Source organism: Epilithonimonas sp. UC225_85, from assembly GCF_042695135.1.
Lineage (GTDB): Bacteria > Bacteroidota > Bacteroidia > Flavobacteriales > Weeksellaceae > Epilithonimonas.
The window spans coordinates 658,428-676,097 of record NZ_CP170547.1 but is presented as its reverse complement, the minus strand read 5'-3'; the positions used below and the strand labels follow the sequence as shown (position 1 = coordinate 676,097).

General features: G+C 35.6%; 18 protein-coding genes and 1 pseudogene. 13 read left to right on the top strand and 6 right to left on the bottom strand.

Annotated elements, in window-relative coordinates; genetic code table 11:
• The first annotated feature begins 30 nt into the window (after positions 1-30).
• The 6 genes from ACFJGY_RS03230 to trpS all read left to right on the top strand — a co-directional run bounded on the left by ACFJGY_RS03230 (position 31) and on the right by trpS (position 3,366).
• On the top strand, positions 31-411 hold the full coding sequence (locus ACFJGY_RS03230; protein WP_379970095.1) for a TraR/DksA family transcriptional regulator: 381 nt from the start codon (positions 31-33) through the stop codon (positions 409-411).
• A gap of 79 nt (positions 412-490) precedes the next feature.
• Positions 491-733, top strand: coding sequence for a DUF6576 domain-containing protein (locus ACFJGY_RS03225; RefSeq protein WP_379968072.1), 243 nt, complete (start codon positions 491-493; stop codon positions 731-733).
• An 82-nt stretch (positions 734-815) separates the two neighbouring features.
• On the top strand, positions 816-1,007 hold the full coding sequence (locus ACFJGY_RS03220) for a DUF2683 family protein (protein WP_379968070.1): 192 nt from the start codon (positions 816-818) through the stop codon (positions 1,005-1,007).
• On the top strand, positions 1,007-1,660 hold the full coding sequence (locus ACFJGY_RS03215; RefSeq protein WP_379968068.1) for a lipoprotein signal peptidase: 654 nt from the start codon (positions 1,007-1,009) through the stop codon (positions 1,658-1,660). The genes ACFJGY_RS03220 and ACFJGY_RS03215 overlap by 1 nt, the downstream gene beginning before the upstream one ends.
• Positions 1,661-1,663: 3 nt before the next feature.
• Positions 1,664-2,305 carry a vancomycin high temperature exclusion protein gene (locus ACFJGY_RS03210; RefSeq protein ID WP_379968066.1) on the top strand — a complete coding sequence of 214 codons (642 nt, stop codon included), beginning with the start codon at positions 1,664-1,666 and terminating at the stop codon, positions 2,303-2,305.
• A gap of 92 nt (positions 2,306-2,397) precedes the next feature.
• Positions 2,398-3,366 (top strand): tryptophan--tRNA ligase, encoded by a 969-nt coding sequence (gene trpS, locus ACFJGY_RS03205; protein WP_379968064.1) that lies wholly within the window; start codon positions 2,398-2,400, stop codon positions 3,364-3,366.
• Between the two features lie 51 nt (positions 3,367-3,417).
• On the opposite strand, the gene ACFJGY_RS03200 is transcribed toward trpS, so the two are convergent.
• The 6 genes and pseudogenes from ACFJGY_RS03200 to ACFJGY_RS03175 form a co-directional block, all read right to left on the bottom strand.
• A complete protein-coding gene (locus ACFJGY_RS03200) occupies positions 3,418-4,116 on the bottom strand; it encodes a YjjG family noncanonical pyrimidine nucleotidase (protein ID WP_379968062.1) in 699 nt (232 codons plus the stop codon).
• A gap of 79 nt (positions 4,117-4,195) precedes the next feature.
• On the bottom strand, positions 4,196-4,333 hold the full coding sequence (locus ACFJGY_RS03195; RefSeq protein ID WP_232704573.1) for a hypothetical protein: 138 nt from the start codon (positions 4,331-4,333) through the stop codon (positions 4,196-4,198).
• Between the two features lie 44 nt (positions 4,334-4,377).
• Positions 4,378-4,968, bottom strand: coding sequence for an RNA polymerase sigma factor (locus ACFJGY_RS03190; protein ID WP_379968059.1), 591 nt, complete (start codon positions 4,966-4,968; stop codon positions 4,378-4,380).
• Between the two features lie 221 nt (positions 4,969-5,189).
• On the bottom strand, positions 5,190-5,663 hold the full coding sequence (locus tag ACFJGY_RS03185; RefSeq protein ID WP_379968057.1) for a hypothetical protein: 474 nt from the start codon (positions 5,661-5,663) through the stop codon (positions 5,190-5,192).
• 135 nt (positions 5,664-5,798) lie between these two features.
• Entirely contained in the window at positions 5,799-7,079 is a 1,281-nt protein-coding gene (metK, locus tag ACFJGY_RS03180; RefSeq protein ID WP_379968055.1) for a methionine adenosyltransferase, read from the bottom strand.
• Between the two features lie 202 nt (positions 7,080-7,281).
• Positions 7,282-8,231, bottom strand: a pseudogene (locus tag ACFJGY_RS03175) (LysR substrate-binding domain-containing protein).
• 110 nt (positions 8,232-8,341) lie between these two features.
• On the opposite strand from ACFJGY_RS03175, the gene ACFJGY_RS03170 reads away from it, so the two are divergent.
• From ACFJGY_RS03170 to ACFJGY_RS03140, 7 genes are all read left to right on the top strand, one after another.
• The gene (locus ACFJGY_RS03170; protein WP_379968053.1) at positions 8,342-9,832 is read left to right on the top strand and encodes a catalase; all 1,491 of its coding nucleotides are present in this window, start codon (positions 8,342-8,344) and stop codon (positions 9,830-9,832) included.
• 248 nt (positions 9,833-10,080) lie between these two features.
• The gene (locus ACFJGY_RS03165) at positions 10,081-10,983 is read left to right on the top strand and encodes a T9SS type A sorting domain-containing protein (RefSeq protein ID WP_379968051.1); all 903 of its coding nucleotides are present in this window, start codon (positions 10,081-10,083) and stop codon (positions 10,981-10,983) included.
• A gap of 91 nt (positions 10,984-11,074) precedes the next feature.
• Complete coding sequence (gene recJ, locus ACFJGY_RS03160; protein ID WP_379968049.1) at positions 11,075-12,787, top strand: single-stranded-DNA-specific exonuclease RecJ; 1,713 nt, start codon at positions 11,075-11,077, stop codon at positions 12,785-12,787.
• A 281-nt stretch (positions 12,788-13,068) separates the two neighbouring features.
• The gene (gene nadD / locus ACFJGY_RS03155) at positions 13,069-13,683 is read left to right on the top strand and encodes a nicotinate (nicotinamide) nucleotide adenylyltransferase (RefSeq protein WP_379968047.1); all 615 of its coding nucleotides are present in this window, start codon (positions 13,069-13,071) and stop codon (positions 13,681-13,683) included.
• Between the two features lie 45 nt (positions 13,684-13,728).
• Positions 13,729-14,070, top strand: a complete 342-nt coding sequence (locus ACFJGY_RS03150) for a DUF3817 domain-containing protein (protein ID WP_379968045.1) — start codon at positions 13,729-13,731, stop codon at positions 14,068-14,070.
• 55 nt (positions 14,071-14,125) lie between these two features.
• Positions 14,126-15,124 (top strand): 2-hydroxyacid dehydrogenase, encoded by a 999-nt coding sequence (locus ACFJGY_RS03145; RefSeq protein ID WP_379968043.1) that lies wholly within the window; start codon positions 14,126-14,128, stop codon positions 15,122-15,124.
• A gap of 290 nt (positions 15,125-15,414) precedes the next feature.
• Positions 15,415-17,634 carry a TonB-dependent receptor domain-containing protein gene (locus ACFJGY_RS03140; RefSeq protein ID WP_379968041.1) on the top strand — a complete coding sequence of 740 codons (2,220 nt, stop codon included), beginning with the start codon at positions 15,415-15,417 and terminating at the stop codon, positions 17,632-17,634.
• Positions 17,635-17,670 lie beyond the last annotated feature (36 nt).

Below are 17,670 nucleotides of genomic sequence, written 5' to 3'. Positions count from 1 at the left end.
TAAAAATTTGAACAATTAATAACGATGGAAATGGCCGACGAAAAATTACGATATAGCGACGCAGACCTACAAGAATTCAAACAATTGATCCAAGATAAAATTGCAAAAGCAGAAAAAGATCTTGTTCTTATAAAAGAAAGTTTTATCAATGACCAAAATAATGGCACAGATGATACTTCGCCAACCTTCAAAGCATTTGAAGAAGGTGCAGAGACGCTAAGCAAAGAACAGAATTCTATCCTCGCAGGAAGACAGGAAAAATTTGTACGTGATCTGAAACACGCATTGATCCGTATTCAAAATAAGACTTACGGCATCTGCAGAGTGACAGGAAAACTGATTCCTAAGGAAAGATTAAAGGCTGTTCCTCACGCAACATTGAGTATTGAAGCTAAAAATATGCAGCGATAACACTTTATTGTTGTAAAAAGTATAATTTACAAAGTATGAAGCATCTCTGGTGTTTCTGCTTTGTATTTTTTTTATAAGGATGACTGTAATTATTATTTTACTTTTAGTTGTTATAATCGGCTTTTTTGTTTTTAAGAATGAGTCTGTCAAAAACATTTTCAAGCCCGAACAGAAATATTATACGATCGATGATGAGTTCAATGCAAAACGGAAAGAACGTCAAGACGAGATCGACGAACTCCTAAGCAAAATCGGAAAAAACGGATTGAATGACCTCACCGAAAAAGAACGCAAAAGGTTAGACGAATTATCTAAGAAATAAGTAATTTGAATTACATTTGCAAAAATTTTTCTTTCGGGAAAAATCAAATATCATCTCCAATTTAGATCAAAAAAATTAAAAAATGGAATCCATAATCGTACATCCGAAAAATGCAATGGAACTGACGGCACTGAAAAGTGTGTTGAAGGATATGAACATCGAATTTGAAAAATTTCACACGAAAAATAATTTTCATAATAAGAAAACGATCCAAAAAATCAGCGACAGAAAAGATAAAAAAATCACAAGAACGCCTAAACCAAAAGGATTGTAATGAAGAAAAAAACAATTATAATATTAGTTGCATTACTTATTCTTCTCATTGATCAAGCTTCGAAAATCTTCATCAAAACGCATTTCTATCTTGGCGAAAGCGTGAATGTTTTTGGACTCAGCTGGTTCAAACTGACTTTTGTTGAAAATCCCGGAATGGCCTACGGACTGCATTTCGGAGGATTATGGGGAAAATACGCATTAATCATTTTAAGAGTTGCGCTTGCGATCGGGATGATCTTTCTATTCAAAAAATGGCTGAAAGAAGGTGCTTCAAATTACTTATTGATCCCAATGGCAATGATCTTTGCCGGCGCCATCGGGAATGTTTTTGACGGTATTTTCTATGGTGTTATATTTAATAGTGGAACCTTTTATGATGCAGCTTCGGGACAATGGATAGATTATCAAGGCGTTTCCAAACTCATACAAATAGGTCACGGTTATTCGGATCTAATGAAAGGATGTGTGGTTGATATGCTGCACTTTCCTTTGGTTGATACCGTTTGGCCGGATTGGGTTCCTGTTTTGGGCGGCAACCGGATAGAATTCTTCAAATACATATTCAACGTTGCAGACAGCTCTATCACCATTGGTGCGTTGTTCCTATATATTTTCAGAAAGAAAGCTTTTCCGAACGGATTGGATTTTTAACGTATGAAAATTTTCAAAACAATATTAATTACGGGACTGATTTTCTTCGGATTATCAGTTCTTTTTGTTCTTTGGGCAAACTTTACAATTGACAGTGAGGCAGAAGATAATGTGACTTCGGAAATATCAAAAGTACCAAACGAAAAAGTCGGTTTACTCTTAGGAACAAGCAAAACTCTTGATAACGGAAGTCCAAACCCTTATTTTACTTACAGAATCGAAGCTGCAGCAAAACTTTTTCATTCGGGAAAAATCCAAAACATTATTGCAAGCGGCGATAATTCCCGAAAGAATTACAATGAGCCGGAAGATATGAAAAACGAGCTCATTAAATTGGGCGTTCCAGCTGATAAGATTTATGAAGATTTTGCCGGATTCAGAACTTTGGATTCTGTGGTTCGGGCTAAGGAAATTTTTGGACAGGAATCATTTATCGTAATTTCACAGCGATTCCATAATGAACGTGCTGTTTATCTTGCTCACAGAAACGGAATCCAGGCTTATGGTTATAATGCAAAAGATGTTGATAAAGAAGCAGGATTCAAAACAAATGCACGTGAAAAACTGGCTAGAGTAAAAGTGTTTTGGGATTTTTTGTTTGATGTAGATCCGAAATTTGGCGGAGAAAAAATTGAAATTAAATAAATACCATCGATCAATTCTTTGTTAAACATTTTATCTTTCCTATTTTTGTTGACTGAATTTTGTAAAATCTAAAATCTAAAATCTAAATCTTAATGTCCAGAATCCTAACAGGAATACAATCTACCGGAACGCCGCATTTGGGAAATCTTTTGGGAGCAATCATTCCCGCTATCGAATTGTCAAAAAAATCGGAAAACGAATCTTTCTTGTTCATTGCGAATCTTCATTCTTTAACTCAGATCAAAAACGCAATCGAACTTAAAGAAAACACTTACGAGACGGCTGCAGTTTGGCTTGCTTGCGGATTAGACACAGACAAAGTTTTTTTTTACAGACAAAGTGACATTCCTGAAACCTGCGAATTGTCCTGGCATTTGTCGTGCTTTTTTCCTTATCAGAGACTGACATTGGCGCATTCTTTTAAAGACAAAGCGGACAGATTAAGTGACGTCAACGCCGGACTTTTCACTTATCCAATCCTGATGGCAGCTGATATTTTGCTTTATGATGCGGAAATCGTTCCAGTTGGAAAAGATCAGCTTCAGCATTTGGAAATCGCACGGGATGTTGCGTCAAGATTCAATAATCAAATGGGAGAAGTTTTGGTTTTGCCTCAAGCAGAATTGCAGCAAGACACAAAATATGTTCCCGGAACCGATGGACACAAAATGTCTAAATCAAGGGGAAATATCATTAACATTTTTCTTCCTGAAAAAGAACTGAAAAAGCAGGTAATGTCCATCGAAACGGACTCCACACCACTTGAAGATCCAAAAGATCCTGAAACGGATAAAGTTTTTGCCATCTATGCTTTGATTGCAACGTCTGAACAGACTGAGGAATTAAGAGCAAAATATCTGGCTGGAAATTACGGTTACGGACACGCCAAAAAAGAATTGTTAGATCTGATTCTGACAAGATTTGCTAAGGAAAGAGAGACTTTCAATTATTATATGACACATCTTGAGGAGCTAGAAGCTAAACTTCAGGAAGGAGCGCAGAAAACAAGAAAAATAGCGTTGGAAACAATTACAAGAGTTAGAGAAAGTTTGGGAATTTAATTCAAAACTTCAAAACACAATAAAAGCCTTTCGAATTGAAAGGCTTTTATTTTATAAATATTCTTTGACTTCTGATAAATGCTTGATGACTTTCAGATTTTCTTCCTGAGGATCATCATTATAAACATCAAAGAAAATCACATCAATCCCAAATCTCTGCGCACCTTTTACATCTGCAATCCAATCGTCGCCAATTAAGATGCTTTCATTTTTTTCAGCTCTTGCAAGGTCCAAAGAATGTTGGAAAATTTCCGGTCTAGGTTTTCTCACGCCAACTGAATCTGCACTCGTAATGGTTTCAAAATAGTCTGCAATACCGGACAAAACGCATTTTCTCTCAGTCACTTCCTGGAAACCGTTCGAGATGATATGCATTTTATAATTTTTAGCTTCGAGATAATCTAAAAGATCAGCCGCGCCGGGAACCAATTCATTATATTTCAAAATTTCGTCTAAGAAATGATGCTCGAAATAATCAGCGAGATCCTGATCATCAACATCGAACCTTAAAAAAGTATCATAAAACCGGTGCTTTCTCAGATATTCTTTGTCGATCTCGCCATCCCGGATCTGTTCCCAGAGTTTTTCGTTAATTTCATGATAAGCATCGTGAAATAATTCAAAATCGATATTATATTGTTCTGATATTTTCTGTTGAGAAAATAATTCTTTGATTGTCAAATATGCATTTCTGCGGTGATCCCAAAGTGTATTATCAAGATCAAAAAAAATGTGCCTTATGTTTTTCATAAGGCACAAATCTAATCATTTTTGATCCACGTAGGAAAGTTCAATCATAAAAATCAATTATTAAAAAATCTAAAAATGCTTAGTTCTTTGAAACTAAAATGGTTTTCCTGTTCTTAGTTTTTATTGGATGAATATTTTTGGAATAGTTCATCAGAAAATCGATTATTTCTTTTTTAGGCATCAAAGCTTTCGTTGTTAAAGTGTCGTTTTTTTTCATAGGCTGACTTTTACAACAATAACGCCAAAAGAAAATCTTTATTATTATTTTGTTAAAATAATTTTATGTTCTTCCATTATTTTTCTCAGATTAATCAAAGCATATCTTACACGACCCAAAGTTGTGTTAATACTCGTATCTGTATGATCTGCAATCTCTTTGAAGCTGAGACCGTCAAAAAATCTAAGCTTGATAACTTCCTGCTGATTTTCCGGAAGCATGACGAGCATTCTCAAGAGGTCATCATTGATCTGCTTATCTATCAATCGGTCTTCTATATTATTTTCCGGTTCTTTGATGATATCGAAAATCGAAAACTCTTCATTCTCATAAGATGTTTCGGAAACTTTGATATGTTTTGACTGAAGGCGGAAATGGTCGATGATCAAGTTATGGGCAATACGTTTTGCCCAAAGAATGAATTTGTTTTCTTCTTTGTAACGGCCTTCTTTGAGTGTTACGATGATCTTCATAAATGTATCCTGAAAGATATCATTGGCCAGATCTTCATCCATCAATTTGTAATAGATAAAGCTGAAAAGATCTTTTTTGTGTTTGTTTATCAAAATAGAAAGTGATTTTTCATCACCGTTTTGATATTTCAGAATCAGTTGGCTATCAGTTTGCGTTTTCATAACATTTACTTCTTAAATTATTGAACCCGAAAGACAATCAATTATATTAATAATCAATTTTTCCTCTGCGGTTTTGCTTTTAATTTTTTTTGAAGTAAATTTTTTCTATACGCTACTTTTTAGGGTTTGTAAAAGTAATAAAAAAGATAAAACAAAATGTTAATGAATTGTTAAACTTTCATATTTCTTTAATTTGATTCAAATAAATTCAAAAAGTTAAATCAATTAATCACAACTAATGGGATATTTATTGTGAAATTGATATTTAATCCTTTTAATTCTTTACCATTTATCCCTTCTTTATCTACTGAAAAGCCGTAACCCCCTGTTAGATCCAAAATCCCAAAAAGACTGAAACCCGCCTTCGGAGCTACATATTTTGTTGTTGCTTCTGCGCCTAAGATAAAATAATGGGCATGGTAGAAGTCAACGTTTTTTTGAAAATTTAACAGAAAATCTGCGTTCACTTTTGGCATTATCGCAAACTTATTATTTGTTGAACCCATCAAGGCTGAAGCTCCTACCCGGAAAAGAACGTCATCATTACTCAAAAAGAGTAATTTGCCGCCTATTTCCCCGTAACTCTGGTTTTGATAAACGTAGCCCGCTGTGATGAATTTGTGCATTGTAAGCTGAGATTTTGCAAGACCACAAAAGGCAAACAACAGAATTATGATATAGAGTTTTGATTTCATTTTTATTTAATCTTATATACGACAAAAATAGCAAAAGAGATGTTTGAATTTCTGTAAGGTAAATTTAAATCCAAATATAAAAAAACTGCTTCATCCAAAGACAAAGCAGTTCAAGATTTCTAAAAAAATAGGTTTTTATAACCCAAATTCCTTTTTAATATCCTCTACTCGATCCAGTTTTTCCCAAGTGAAAAATTCCAGGTCTTTCAAAGTTAATTCATTTTTAAGTCCTTTGTTGAAAGTTTTATCAGCTACGTAATACTCTTTTCCCATATGTCCGTAAGCTGCTGTCTCAATATAAATTGGATTTCTCAGCTTAAGATTTTTCTCAACCGCATAAGGTCTAAGATCAAACAATTGCTGAACTTTTTTAGCCAATTCGCCGTCATTAATATCCAGTTTGGAAGTTCCGTATGTATTGATATAAAGTCCACAAGGTTCTGCAACACCGATTGCATAAGAAACCTGAACCAAAACCTCATCTGCAACACCAGCTGCAACCAAGTTTTTTGCAATATGTCTTGTTGCGTAAGCTGCACTTCTATCCACTTTGGAAGGATCTTTTCCTGAGAAAGCGCCACCTCCGTGAGCTCCTTTTCCACCATAAGTATCTACGATGATCTTTCTTCCTGTAAGGCCTGTGTCACCGTGAGGACCACCGATCACGAATTTTCCGGTTGGATTAATATGATATTTGATATCATCATTAAATAATTCCTGAATTTCCGGCTTTTGCTTTGCCTTAATTTTTGGAATTAAAATTTCGACGATATCTTTTTTAATTTTAGCCAGCATCGCTTCTTCACTTCCGAAATCATCGTGCTGTGTAGAAACCACGATACTATCTATCCTCACTGGTTTGTGATCATCAGAATACTCAATCGTTACCTGAGATTTTGCATCTGGACGAAGATATGGAATTGATGTACCTTCTCTTCTAAGATCAGCTAATTCTTTTAGGATTTGATGAGCGATATCTAATGCCAATGGCATATAATTTTCGGTTTCGTTGGTTGCATAACCGAACATCATTCCCTGATCGCCGGCACCTTGAGCATTTGCTCTGGTTTCGAAATCGGTTTCGTCCAATGTTCTGTCAACACCTTGGTTGATATCCGGAGACTGCTCGTGGATCGCAGAAATTACACCACAAGAATCACCGTTGAACATATATTCGCTTTTTGTATAGCCAATTTTATTGATAACATTTCTTGCAATTTGTTGAACATCAAGATAAGCTTCTGACTTCACTTCACCAGCCAAAACAACCTGACCAGTGGTTACAAGCGTCTCGCAAGCTACTTTTGAATTTTTATCGTAAGCTAAAAAATGATCGATAAGCGCGTCAGAGATCTGATCTGCTACTTTATCAGGATGTCCTTCAGAAACTGATTCGGACGTAAATAAGTAAGACATAAATAAATTCCTTTTATATTAATTTGTTGAGGATAAACTAAGTGATTGTAAAAAGGAACTAAAAGAGAAAAAACATCTGTTTTAGCATTTTTTATTGAGGTTGCAATCAGTCAAAGTTCTCCTCCGTTTATTCAAAATCGTCTGCAAATTTACGTACTATTTTTTAGATTACAAAATCAATTACTACTAACCCAGTATGAATTTATTCAGGTTTTATGCTGACATAGTTTTCCTGGTCTTTATAAAAATTAAGCTTTTGCTCCATAGACACACGAATTTCTGAAATCAATTCATCAATGATCTTTTGTTTATAAGTTGGCTTATAATAGATTAAGCTGATCTCTCTGTAAGGAAATGGTTTGATAAATCTGGAAACTTTCTCTTTCTGTTCTGATGATAATTGCTGAACACCAATTTCCGACAATATCGTAATTCCACCAACTTTATCAACCATCTGGATTAATGTATTGACATTCGAAGCGAGGAATTCAAGGTTTTTTGGCTTAAGAGAGTTTTCCTTAAGATGGCATATATTTTCAAATTGAGTTCTGAGACAATTTCCTTCTTCAAGAAGCCAGACCTTGTTCACATCAATATCTTCCGGAACCACGAAACAGTCTTTCTTTTGTCCGGATTCTGTACCTGAATAAAGCATCAATTCTTCATTGAAAAGAAAATCCTGGTAAAACTCGTCAGCAGCGGAATAAGGTGTCGAGATAATTCCGGCATCCAACTCTCCGGATTTCAAAGATTTGATGATGCTCTCAGTCGTCATCTCTTTGATATTGAGTTCTATCTGAGGATTTTTATTCAGAAAACTAAAGATTTCGTTTGGAAGAATATAAGTCGAAACCGTAGGGATAATTCCGAGATTAAGTTTACCCGCAAGAATATTATTAAGGAAATTAGCCTTGCTCTTGAGTTCCATCACTGCATCTATGATTTTTTGAGCTTCTTTGATGAGTTCTGCGCCGGCATCAGTCGTTCTGATTGGATGTGTCGTTCTGTCAAAAATCTTGACATCCAGCTCATCTTCAAACTTCTGGATCATTGCGCTGAGTGTTGGCTGAGTGATAAACATGCTTGTGCAGCTTTGCCAAAATGCTTATATTTATCTACTGCAATTAAGTATTCTAATTGTTGGATATTCACGACTTGTAATTTATTTTATCTATGACAAATATACTTATTAATTTGTTTCATGAATAAGTTTTTTTATCGAATTTAGCTTTAAAATATCATACATCAATATAATCTGAAATATGGAAAATAAAAAAAAACTCACCAATTCTGTAGGTGCTCCTTATTTTGAGCACCAGGATTCGCAGACTGTTGGTCCAAGAGGTCCGGTTTTGTTACAGGATTTTATTCTTCAGGAGAATCTTGCACATTTCGTAAGAGAAAGAATCCCGGAAAGAATCGTTCATGCCAAAGGTTCCGGCGCATACGGAACTTTTACGGTAACACACGATATCAGTCATTTGACAAGAGCTAAACTTTTTTCAAATGTTGGAAACTCCTGCAGAATGTTTGCTAGATTTTCAACAGTTGGAGGCGAAATGGGAAGTGCAGATACAGAAAGAGATCCAAGAGGTTTCGCTTTGAAGTTTTATACAGAAGACGGAAACTGGGATTTGGTTGGAAACAACACACCGGTTTTCTTTATTAAGGACGCTAAAAAATTCCCGGATTTTATCCATACACAAAAGCGTGTTCCCAAGACCAATTTGAAAAGTAAGACGATGATGTGGGATTTTTGGTCTCTTAATCCGGAATCGCTTCATCAGGTTTTAATTTTAATGTCTGACAGAGGAACACCTCACGGTTATCGTCATATGCATGGATTTGGAAGCCACACTTTTTCTTTAATTAATGAAAAAAATGAAAGAACCTGGGTCAAATTTCATTTCAAAACACAGCAAGGCATCAAAAACTTCTCTGATGATGATGCGGTAAAAATGAAAGGCGAAAATCCGGACTTTTCTCAGGAAGATCTGGTAAACGCCATTGAAAAAGGAGATTTCCCAAAATGGACACTCTACATCCAGACGATGACAGAAGAGCAGGCAAAAGAATGGCGCTGGAATCCATTTGATGTAACGAAAGTCTGGTTTCACGACGAGTTTCCGATGCAGGAAGTCGGTGTAATGGAACTGAATGAAGTGCCTAGAAATTATTTCGTTCATGTAGAACAATCCGCTTTTGCACCAAGTCATTTGGTTGATGGGATCAGTTTTTCTCCCGACAAAATGCTCCAGGGAAGATTATTTTCTTACGCCGATGCGCACAGATACAGAGTAGGCGTCAATTCTCATCAGCTTGAAGTTAACAAATGTCCATTTGCCGTCAACAATTTCCAAAGAGGCGGACATATGGCAGACGATTCTGACTATGGCGACAAACCGAATTATTTCCCAAACAGTTTCAGTGATGTGGAACCAACGGAATCTTACAAGAATCTGGAATATGATCTTGATAATTCCCGAGTGGCACATTTCGACAGAAACCAAAATGACGATGACCATTACACCCAACCCGGATTATTTTACACAAAAGCTTTGGATGCAGATGCCAGAACAGCTTTGGTAAATAACATCGTCGGACATCTTGGCGGCGTAGACGGACCAAAACGTGATGAGATTATCAACCGTCAGCTTTGCCACTTTTTCCGTGCGAATATCGAACTTGGGATGAGAGTGGCGCAGGGAATTGGTGTCAACATTGATGCTAATGTGATGAATCATATGAAATAGATTCGCAGATAAAGAATAGACTTTAAAATAGAACCTTTCGATATTTTTCGGAAGGTTTTTTTATTGATTATGAATTAATTTATTGGAATTTCAAGATTGATTCCTTAAAAGCATTGAATTCCTACGGAATTCTCATCCATAATATTATTACTACAAACATATCGCTCCTACGGAGCTTTAATTTTCAGAATCTTAAATGTGGTATTAAAATTATTTTTCTAAATTCGCTACCCTTTTTAATTTGATCTATGACAAAATTTTTATTCTCTTTAGCAGCTGCTTTTTTATCAATTTTATTATCTGCTCAGCAACAAAAAATTTCTTTTGAAACTTCCGAAGGCTATAATCTTGGAACTGTTGTAGGTCAAAAAGAATGGACCGTTAAAACCGATATTCCGAATAGTAACTTCAAAGTCATTAAAGGAAACTCGACAGAAGGCACGAATTCTGTACAAGTTACCAGCAACGGAAATTACACGGAAGAACTCTCTTATCTCTTCAAAAAAATCCCGGAATACAACAGGATTTCGATTTCTGCAGATGTGAAGCTGGAAAAACTGGACAGTTCAGATTATTATATGTTGTCTCTTTATTATAACAATAATGGCGTCTATTCCTGGGCTGGTGGATTCTTCTTTGGTTATGAAGCGGAAATCATTGCAGACAGTGACGAAGCCGCCAAATATGTTGGCGATTGGATCGAAGGAAAGTGGTATAATCTCAGAATGGAAATTGATCACGTTACTAACAAAGATGTGAAATATTATATTGACAATCAATTGGTTTTCACAAGTCCGTTGAGCAGTAAGATCTTCAGAACCAACGAACTCAATTTTGAATTTGACAATTATAACAGTGGTTATATTGTTGACAATATTATCATTAAAGATATGGATCAGTTAGCTGTAAATGATATGAGTAAAATCCAAATCAATATCTTCCCAAATCCAACTTCCGATTTCATTAATATCAAATCTGATGAAGTAATTAATTCAATAAAAATATATGACATCAAAGGTTCATTAATTAAAACTGAAAACAACTCTGATAAAGCTTTCAAGATCGATATTTCTTCTTTCGCAAAAGGAAATTACATTATTTCTATAGAAACAAAATCAGGAATTGAAACCAAAAAATTCATTAAAAATTAAAGATATAATTTTCAACTTTAATACAGGCTGTCAATCAAATTGGCAGCTTTTTTAATTTCTTATCGATAATTTTTTCATTACTTTTGTAGCTATGAGTCAAAAATGGATCTACAAAACTGAGCCGGACGAAGAGATTGTTGATGGATTAATTTCTTCTATTGGTTTTGGAACTTTAGAATCCAAAATCCTGGTCATGCGCGGCATCGATAATTATCAAAAAGCCCGCGAATTCTTCAAACCAAACGGCACAGACATTCACAATCCTTTTCTGATGGCCGATATGCAAAAAGCAGTAGAACGCATTGCAACGTCTATAGAAAACGGAGAAAAAATATTGGTTTACGGCGATTATGATGTGGATGGAACAACGTCTGTCGCCCTTATGTATCTGTATCTCAGCAAAATAGTTGATAAAAAATATCTTGATTTTTATATCCCGGACAGAAATGTCGAAGGTTATGGGATCTCCGATGAAGGAATTGACTTCGCCAGAGACAACGGATTTTCATTAATTATTGCTTTGGATTGCGGGATCAAATCTGTGGACAAAATAGATTATGCCAATTCTGTTGGCGTTGATTTTATCATTTGTGATCACCATTTACCTGGCGAAAAACTTCCTAATGCCGTTGCAGTTCTGGATCCAAAAAGAAAAGACTGCCGATATCCTTATAAAGAATTGAGCGGTTGCGGTGTTGGTTTCAAGCTTTGTCAAGGTCTTAATACGATCTACAAAATCCCGGAAAGTGAATTGTTTGAATTGACAGATCTACTCGCCATCAGTATCGCTTCCGACATTGTTGCAATGACTGGTGAAAATCGGGTTCTGGCGATGCAGGGTTTAAAATTCCTTAGAAAAACAAGAAAATTTGGGTTAAGATTATTGATTCCTGAAGAGAAATTAGCACATTTTGAAATATCCAATATCGTGTTTGATATCGCCCCGAAAATCAATGCAGCGGGAAGAATTTCTCACGCCAAAGCTTCTGTAGAACTGATGATTTCTGACAACCTGAAACAGGCTCAGCAAATTGTTGAAAACATCATCAATCTGAATGATGAACGCCGTGAAATGGACATCAATATCACGCAATCGGCGATGAGCCAAGCGCTTGAACTTCAAAAAACCGAATGTTATTCCACGATTGTCTATGATCCAAGCTGGAACAAAGGCGTGATCGGGATTGTTGCTTCCAGATTAATTGAAAACTACTTCAAACCCACTTTGGTTTTCACAGAGGGAAACAATGGCGAAATGGTTGCGTCTGCGAGATCGGTTTCTGATTTTGACATTCACAAAGCTTTGGAATTCTGTTCCGATCTTTTTATGAAATTCGGCGGACATCAGGCTGCAGCAGGGCTTTCTATGGAAAAAGAAAAATTTGATGAGTTTAAAATCCGGTTCGAGGATTATGTGAAAAATAATATTCAGCATCATCAAAGAGAGCCTTCTATTCTCATCGATAGTATTGTAAATCCGGAAGATCTTAATCGGGAATTTATTAATTTCCACAGAAAACTGGCACCTTTCGGACCTCACAATATGAAACCGGTTTTGGTACTTAGAAACCAAAAAGTAAGCGGTTATGTAAAATTGATGGGGAAAGAAAGCACGCACCTCAAATTTAATATTTCGCAGCCAACAACCGGAAGAAATATTGAGTGTGTAGGTTTCCGATTCGGACAATTTGCGGATGATTTCAGAACCAAAACTTTTGATCTTGCTTTTACAATCGAGGAAAATCACTGGAAAGGAAATGTTTCACATTTTCTGAATATCCGGGATGTTGTTTTCCATGATTAAGTCTAAAACAAAAACTCCCGATTCAAATTTAAATCGGGAGTTTTTTGTCATCATCAATTATTGTTTTATTATTTTTTGTATGATATTCTGTTTTGATCCTTCAACAGTAGTAAAATTTCATTACAACTTTACACCGTAAAGATTCTGTTTCAAATTCCTTTTTCCCAAATTTTTTGAATAAAAACACGTTTAATAATAATTTTTTCCATTTTGGAACAACTTAATTTGGTTTACAATTAAACTAATTGGTTTAAATTTGAGGCTCAAAACCCTGTATAATTTTGGAAAACCGTAAGAAAATCGGGCTTTTTTTTGGCTCCTTCAATCCTGTTCACATTGGGCATTTGATTTTAGGGAATTACATTCTTGAAAATTCTGACATGGAACAACTGTGGTTTGTGGTGAGTCCTCAGAATCCATTCAAGGATAAAAAATCTCTGCTTAAGGATCATAACCGTTTGGATATGGTACAATTAGCCATTAAAAATTATCCAAAAATGCGGGCTTCAAATGTCGAGTTTTCTTTGCCCGTTCCAAGTTATACAATTGATACTTTGACTTATCTCAATGAGAAATTTCCAGACTTTTCCTTTTCATTAATTATGGGTGAGGATAATTTGGGAAGTCTTCACAAATGGAAAAATTACGAATTGCTTATTGAGAAATATCAGATTATTATTTATCCGAGAATTTCTGATGAAGATAAAAAAGATCCGGTCTCCGAAAGCTTCAGACTAGCAATTTTGCAGCACGAAAATATCCATCAAATCAATGCACCAATCATTGAATTGTCTGCTACAGAGATCCGGAATATGATAAAAGAAGGCAAAAATGTACGACCAATGCTGCCGCCGGAAGTTTTTGATTATCTGGATGGAAGCAGTTTTTATAAATAGATAAGTTTAATGTTCTTTGTCCCATTCTTTTATCTTTGCTTTGATATGAACTTCATAGAAAAATACTACTCAAAATATCCGGAAGAAAAAATCGTCAAATGGTTTAAGCAGATTTGTGTCGCAGAAGCTGTTTCCTGGTTTTTATTATTCACAGCGATGGTTTGGATTCGCCTTGATCCGGAAGGTCTTTTCGCAATTATCTACATCAGCACTATTGGGAGCATTCACGGATTTTTTTTCACGCTTTACCTCATCTTTCTTCCTGCGATTAGAAAAATATATTCTTGGGATGACGAGGATTCTATTTTTGCTTTGTGTGCTGCTTTTTTCCCATTTGCCACCATCTGGATTGATAAAAAACTGACGAAGAAAAATCGGGATCAATGATGAAAATCAATTAGAAAAAAAATATTTTTGAAACTGAATTTCATAACTTTAAGGAATGAAAATCACCTTCTTCTCTTCCAAACCTTATGACAAGGAATTCTTTGACAAAGTCAATCAGGATTTCAATTTTGAACTTGATTATTTTGAAACGCATCTAGGTCCGCATATCCTGAATGTGATAGAACATTCCGATGCGGTCTGTGCTTTTGTGAATGATACTTTGAACGCCGAAGTTCTGGAATCTCTTTCCAAAAAAGGTGTAAAATATATCGCTTTGCGCTGCGCAGGTTTCAACAATGTAGATCTGGAAGCGGCAAAACGTCTCGGAATGCGGGTTTCCAGAGTTCCCGCTTATTCTCCGGAAGCTGTCGCGGAACACGCCATGGCGATGATTCTTACACTCAACAGAAAAACGCATAAAGCCTACAACAGAGTCCGGGAACAGAATTTTTCCCTGAATGGACTGATGGGATTCAACCTTTATCAGAAGACAATCGGCGTTATCGGGACCGGAAATATTGGAAAAGCATTTGCGAAAATTGCTAAAGGATTTGGTGTAAAAATTCTCGCTTACGACATTACAGAAAGTCAGGAACTTAAAGATCTCGGGATTGAATATGATTCTTTGGACAAACTGCTTTCGGAGTCTGATATTATTTCGCTTCATTGTCCGCTGATGGATGCTACACACCATCTCATCAATCAAGAATCGATCTTAAAAATGAAGGAAAATGTAATGATCATCAACACAAGCCGGGGCGGACTGATTGATACGAAAGCCGTGATCGATGGTCTCAAATCCAAGCACATCGGTTATCTCGGCATCGATGTTTATGAACAGGAAGAGAAACTGTTTTTCCGGGACCTTTCTCATATGATAATTGAGGATGACACGATCCAAAGATTAATGAGTTTCCCCAATGTTTTGGTAACGGCGCATCAGGCTTTTTTCACAGAAGAAGCATTACATCAGATTGCCACTTCTACTTTGACAAGCCTTTCAAACTTCGAAAACGATAAAGAATTTGAAAACCCGAATGCGGTTTTGATTTAACATAATATTTCTAATCTCGAAAAATATTCTAGTCTTAATAGTTAGAAAATTAGGCCTTTGCAAAAATTTGCAGAGGCTTTTTTAATTTATTTTCAATCTTGATGTAATGAAATTTGACTTTCAATTGTCTAATCTATAAACTGAGTAAAAATTTATATAACTGATAATCAATACTTTAAATCTATCAATAAAATTTATTTACTACTTTGTATTGCATAATACTTAAATATTAATATATCTTTGCAATGTTAAATAGTAATAAAAACAAACTACTCAAATTAAAATAAATTATGAAAGCCAAGATCCTCATCGCAGTTATTTTTTTCTCAGGAATGATGTCTGCTCAGCAAACCAAAACAGATTCAACTAAAACAAAAAATATAGAAGAAGTAAAACTTAGTAAAAAAGTTTTTCAGAAAAAATCCGACAGATTTGTTTACGATGTGGCTTCCTCTCCCATCGCCAAAGGAACCAATTCTTTTAATCTTTTGCAGCAGACACCAATGCTATCCAGCACAGATGGAAAAACCTTTAAGATTATGGGAAAATCCAACGTTGTTTTCTACATCAATGGCAAAAAAACCCTTATGGATGCTGAAGCCATCACCGAAATGCTGAAAAATACACCATCAGAAAATATCCAGAAAATAGAAGTGGTAACCGTTCCGGGAAGTGAGTTTCAGGTTGAAGCAAACGAAGGTGTCATTAATATCGTGATGAAAAAAAGCAAAACGAATGGCTACAACGGAACTTTGAAAATGAATAACAGCCAAAGTTATTATAACAATCCTTCCTCCGGTATAGCTGTTAACATAAGACAGAACAAGTGGTCTTTCAATTCTAATTTCAATTTGGGAAGTTATACTGAAAGAGAAAAATATACGCTTACCAACGGTGATTCTACTTTCCGAAATGAATCTTACGGAACGATGGACGATCCTAATAAAAATTACGGTGGAAACATCAACATCGATTATGAGATCAATAAGAAGCAAAATCTTGGATTCAGTTATAATATGAGATACAACAAAAGTTTCAACTCTGTATTGGATATGACGAATTTTGAGAACGGACAACTGGCAAACAGAACCGTGAATCACGAAGATGCACAAACCAGAAACCACAATTTCAACCTGAATTACGAAATTAAAACCGATACGCTTGGAAGTAAATTGAGTTCAAACATTTCTTACCTGTGGTTCAACAGAGATAAAGTGAGTCTTGGCGAGACATTTCCTTTCGTAATCACTGATAAAAATAAATACAGCGCTTTCCAACAAGCAGTTCCTCAGATTATTAATAATTACGCAGCGAATATTGATTACATCAAGAAATTCAAAAATGAAAGCACATTTGCGATCGGGACAAGCTACAATTTCACCAATACAGACAGCGATACGAGACAAGATGATTTCGACGGAACCAGTTTCATTAATAACACCAATCTTTCCAACCACTTTATTTACAAAGAAAATATCATTGGTGCTTATGTTACTTACGAAAGAAAATTCTCTGAAAAATTCTCCGGAAAATTGGGAACAAGATTCGAAGCTACGATCAGCACGGGTGATGTGGTAGGAAAACCAGACATCGGTTTTGAAAGAGATTATAACAATCTTTTGCCTTACGCTACATTAAACTATGCCATCAATGAAAATAACAATATTACTTATAGTTTCTCAAGCAGAGTGAGAAGACCGGGATTTGGACAATTGAATCCTTCCAGAACTTACTTCACACCGACTAATTATATTCAGAATAATCCTTTTATGCAGGCTTCCAGGAATTATAATCAGGAAATCAATTATATGTATAAAAATGCTTTCTATGCGAATCTGAGTTTCAATTTTGCGGAAAACGCTTACAGCCAATTGCCTTTGCAGGGAACAATGATCAATGATGCAACCGGCGAGGAAACTAAATTCTTAAGATACATCAGAACCAACTACGGCAACAACAAACAATTGGGATTGACGCTGGGAATGAACAAATCGTGGTTTAGCGACATCTGGAACACCAACTATTCAGCCAATTTTGAATATGCCACTTTATCCGGAGGCGTAACGAAAGATCCAACTTCACAACCAATTGCAGGATTCACAGAAATATTGCAGCCTTATACAATTGATGTAAAAACGCTGAATACTTTCTTCCAGGCCAATAACAACATCAGGTTATCTGCAAAAAAAGATTGGTATCTGGGCGTGAATTACTGGCTGATGCCGTCAAGAGAAATGGAAATAGGAAAACTACATACACAACAGAGCTTAGATCTTAACATCAAGAAAATATTGGGGAATTTCACATTCCTGGTAGAGGTGAATGATATCCTGAATTCAAATATTGATGACATCCGCACTTTGCAGCCCAACGGAAGCTACAACAGTGTGAGAAGTTTCAAATACGGAAGAGAACTTAATATCAATGTGACTTACAACTTCGGGAATCAAAAGCTGAAAAAAGCAAGAGAAGTGAAATCTGCCAACGATGCGATCAGATCCAGAACTTAATTAAATCAAAAAAAACTCTCAAACTCTCAAACTTTA

Coding starts and splice junctions, on each gene's coding strand:
- ACFJGY_RS03230 (WP_379970095.1), top strand. CDS start 31: ATGGCCGACGAAAAATTACGATATAGCGACGCAGACCTACAAGAATTC.
- ACFJGY_RS03150 (WP_379968045.1), top strand. CDS start 13,729: ATGAACTTCATAGAAAAATACTACTCAAAATATCCGGAAGAAAAAATC.
- ACFJGY_RS03190 (WP_379968059.1), bottom strand. CDS start 4,968: ATGAAAACGCAAACTGATAGCCAACTGATTCTGAAATATCAAAACGGT.
- ACFJGY_RS03165 (WP_379968051.1), top strand. CDS start 10,081: ATGACAAAATTTTTATTCTCTTTAGCAGCTGCTTTTTTATCAATTTTA.
- metK (WP_379968055.1), bottom strand. CDS start 7,079: ATGTCTTACTTATTTACGTCCGAATCAGTTTCTGAAGGACATCCTGAT.
- ACFJGY_RS03185 (WP_379968057.1), bottom strand. CDS start 5,663: ATGAAATCAAAACTCTATATCATAATTCTGTTGTTTGCCTTTTGTGGT.
- ACFJGY_RS03225 (WP_379968072.1), top strand. CDS start 491: ATGACTGTAATTATTATTTTACTTTTAGTTGTTATAATCGGCTTTTTT.
- recJ (WP_379968049.1), top strand. CDS start 11,075: ATGAGTCAAAAATGGATCTACAAAACTGAGCCGGACGAAGAGATTGTT.
- ACFJGY_RS03200 (WP_379968062.1), bottom strand. CDS start 4,116: ATGAAAAACATAAGGCACATTTTTTTTGATCTTGATAATACACTTTGG.
- ACFJGY_RS03140 (WP_379968041.1), top strand. CDS start 15,415: ATGAAAGCCAAGATCCTCATCGCAGTTATTTTTTTCTCAGGAATGATG.
- ACFJGY_RS03210 (WP_379968066.1), top strand. CDS start 1,664: ATGAAAATTTTCAAAACAATATTAATTACGGGACTGATTTTCTTCGGA.
- ACFJGY_RS03145 (WP_379968043.1), top strand. CDS start 14,126: ATGAAAATCACCTTCTTCTCTTCCAAACCTTATGACAAGGAATTCTTT.
- ACFJGY_RS03170 (WP_379968053.1), top strand. CDS start 8,342: ATGGAAAATAAAAAAAAACTCACCAATTCTGTAGGTGCTCCTTATTTT.
- ACFJGY_RS03195 (WP_232704573.1), bottom strand. CDS start 4,333: ATGAAAAAAAACGACACTTTAACAACGAAAGCTTTGATGCCTAAAAAA.
- trpS (WP_379968064.1), top strand. CDS start 2,398: ATGTCCAGAATCCTAACAGGAATACAATCTACCGGAACGCCGCATTTG.
- ACFJGY_RS03215 (WP_379968068.1), top strand. CDS start 1,007: ATGAAGAAAAAAACAATTATAATATTAGTTGCATTACTTATTCTTCTC.
- ACFJGY_RS03220 (WP_379968070.1), top strand. CDS start 816: ATGGAATCCATAATCGTACATCCGAAAAATGCAATGGAACTGACGGCA.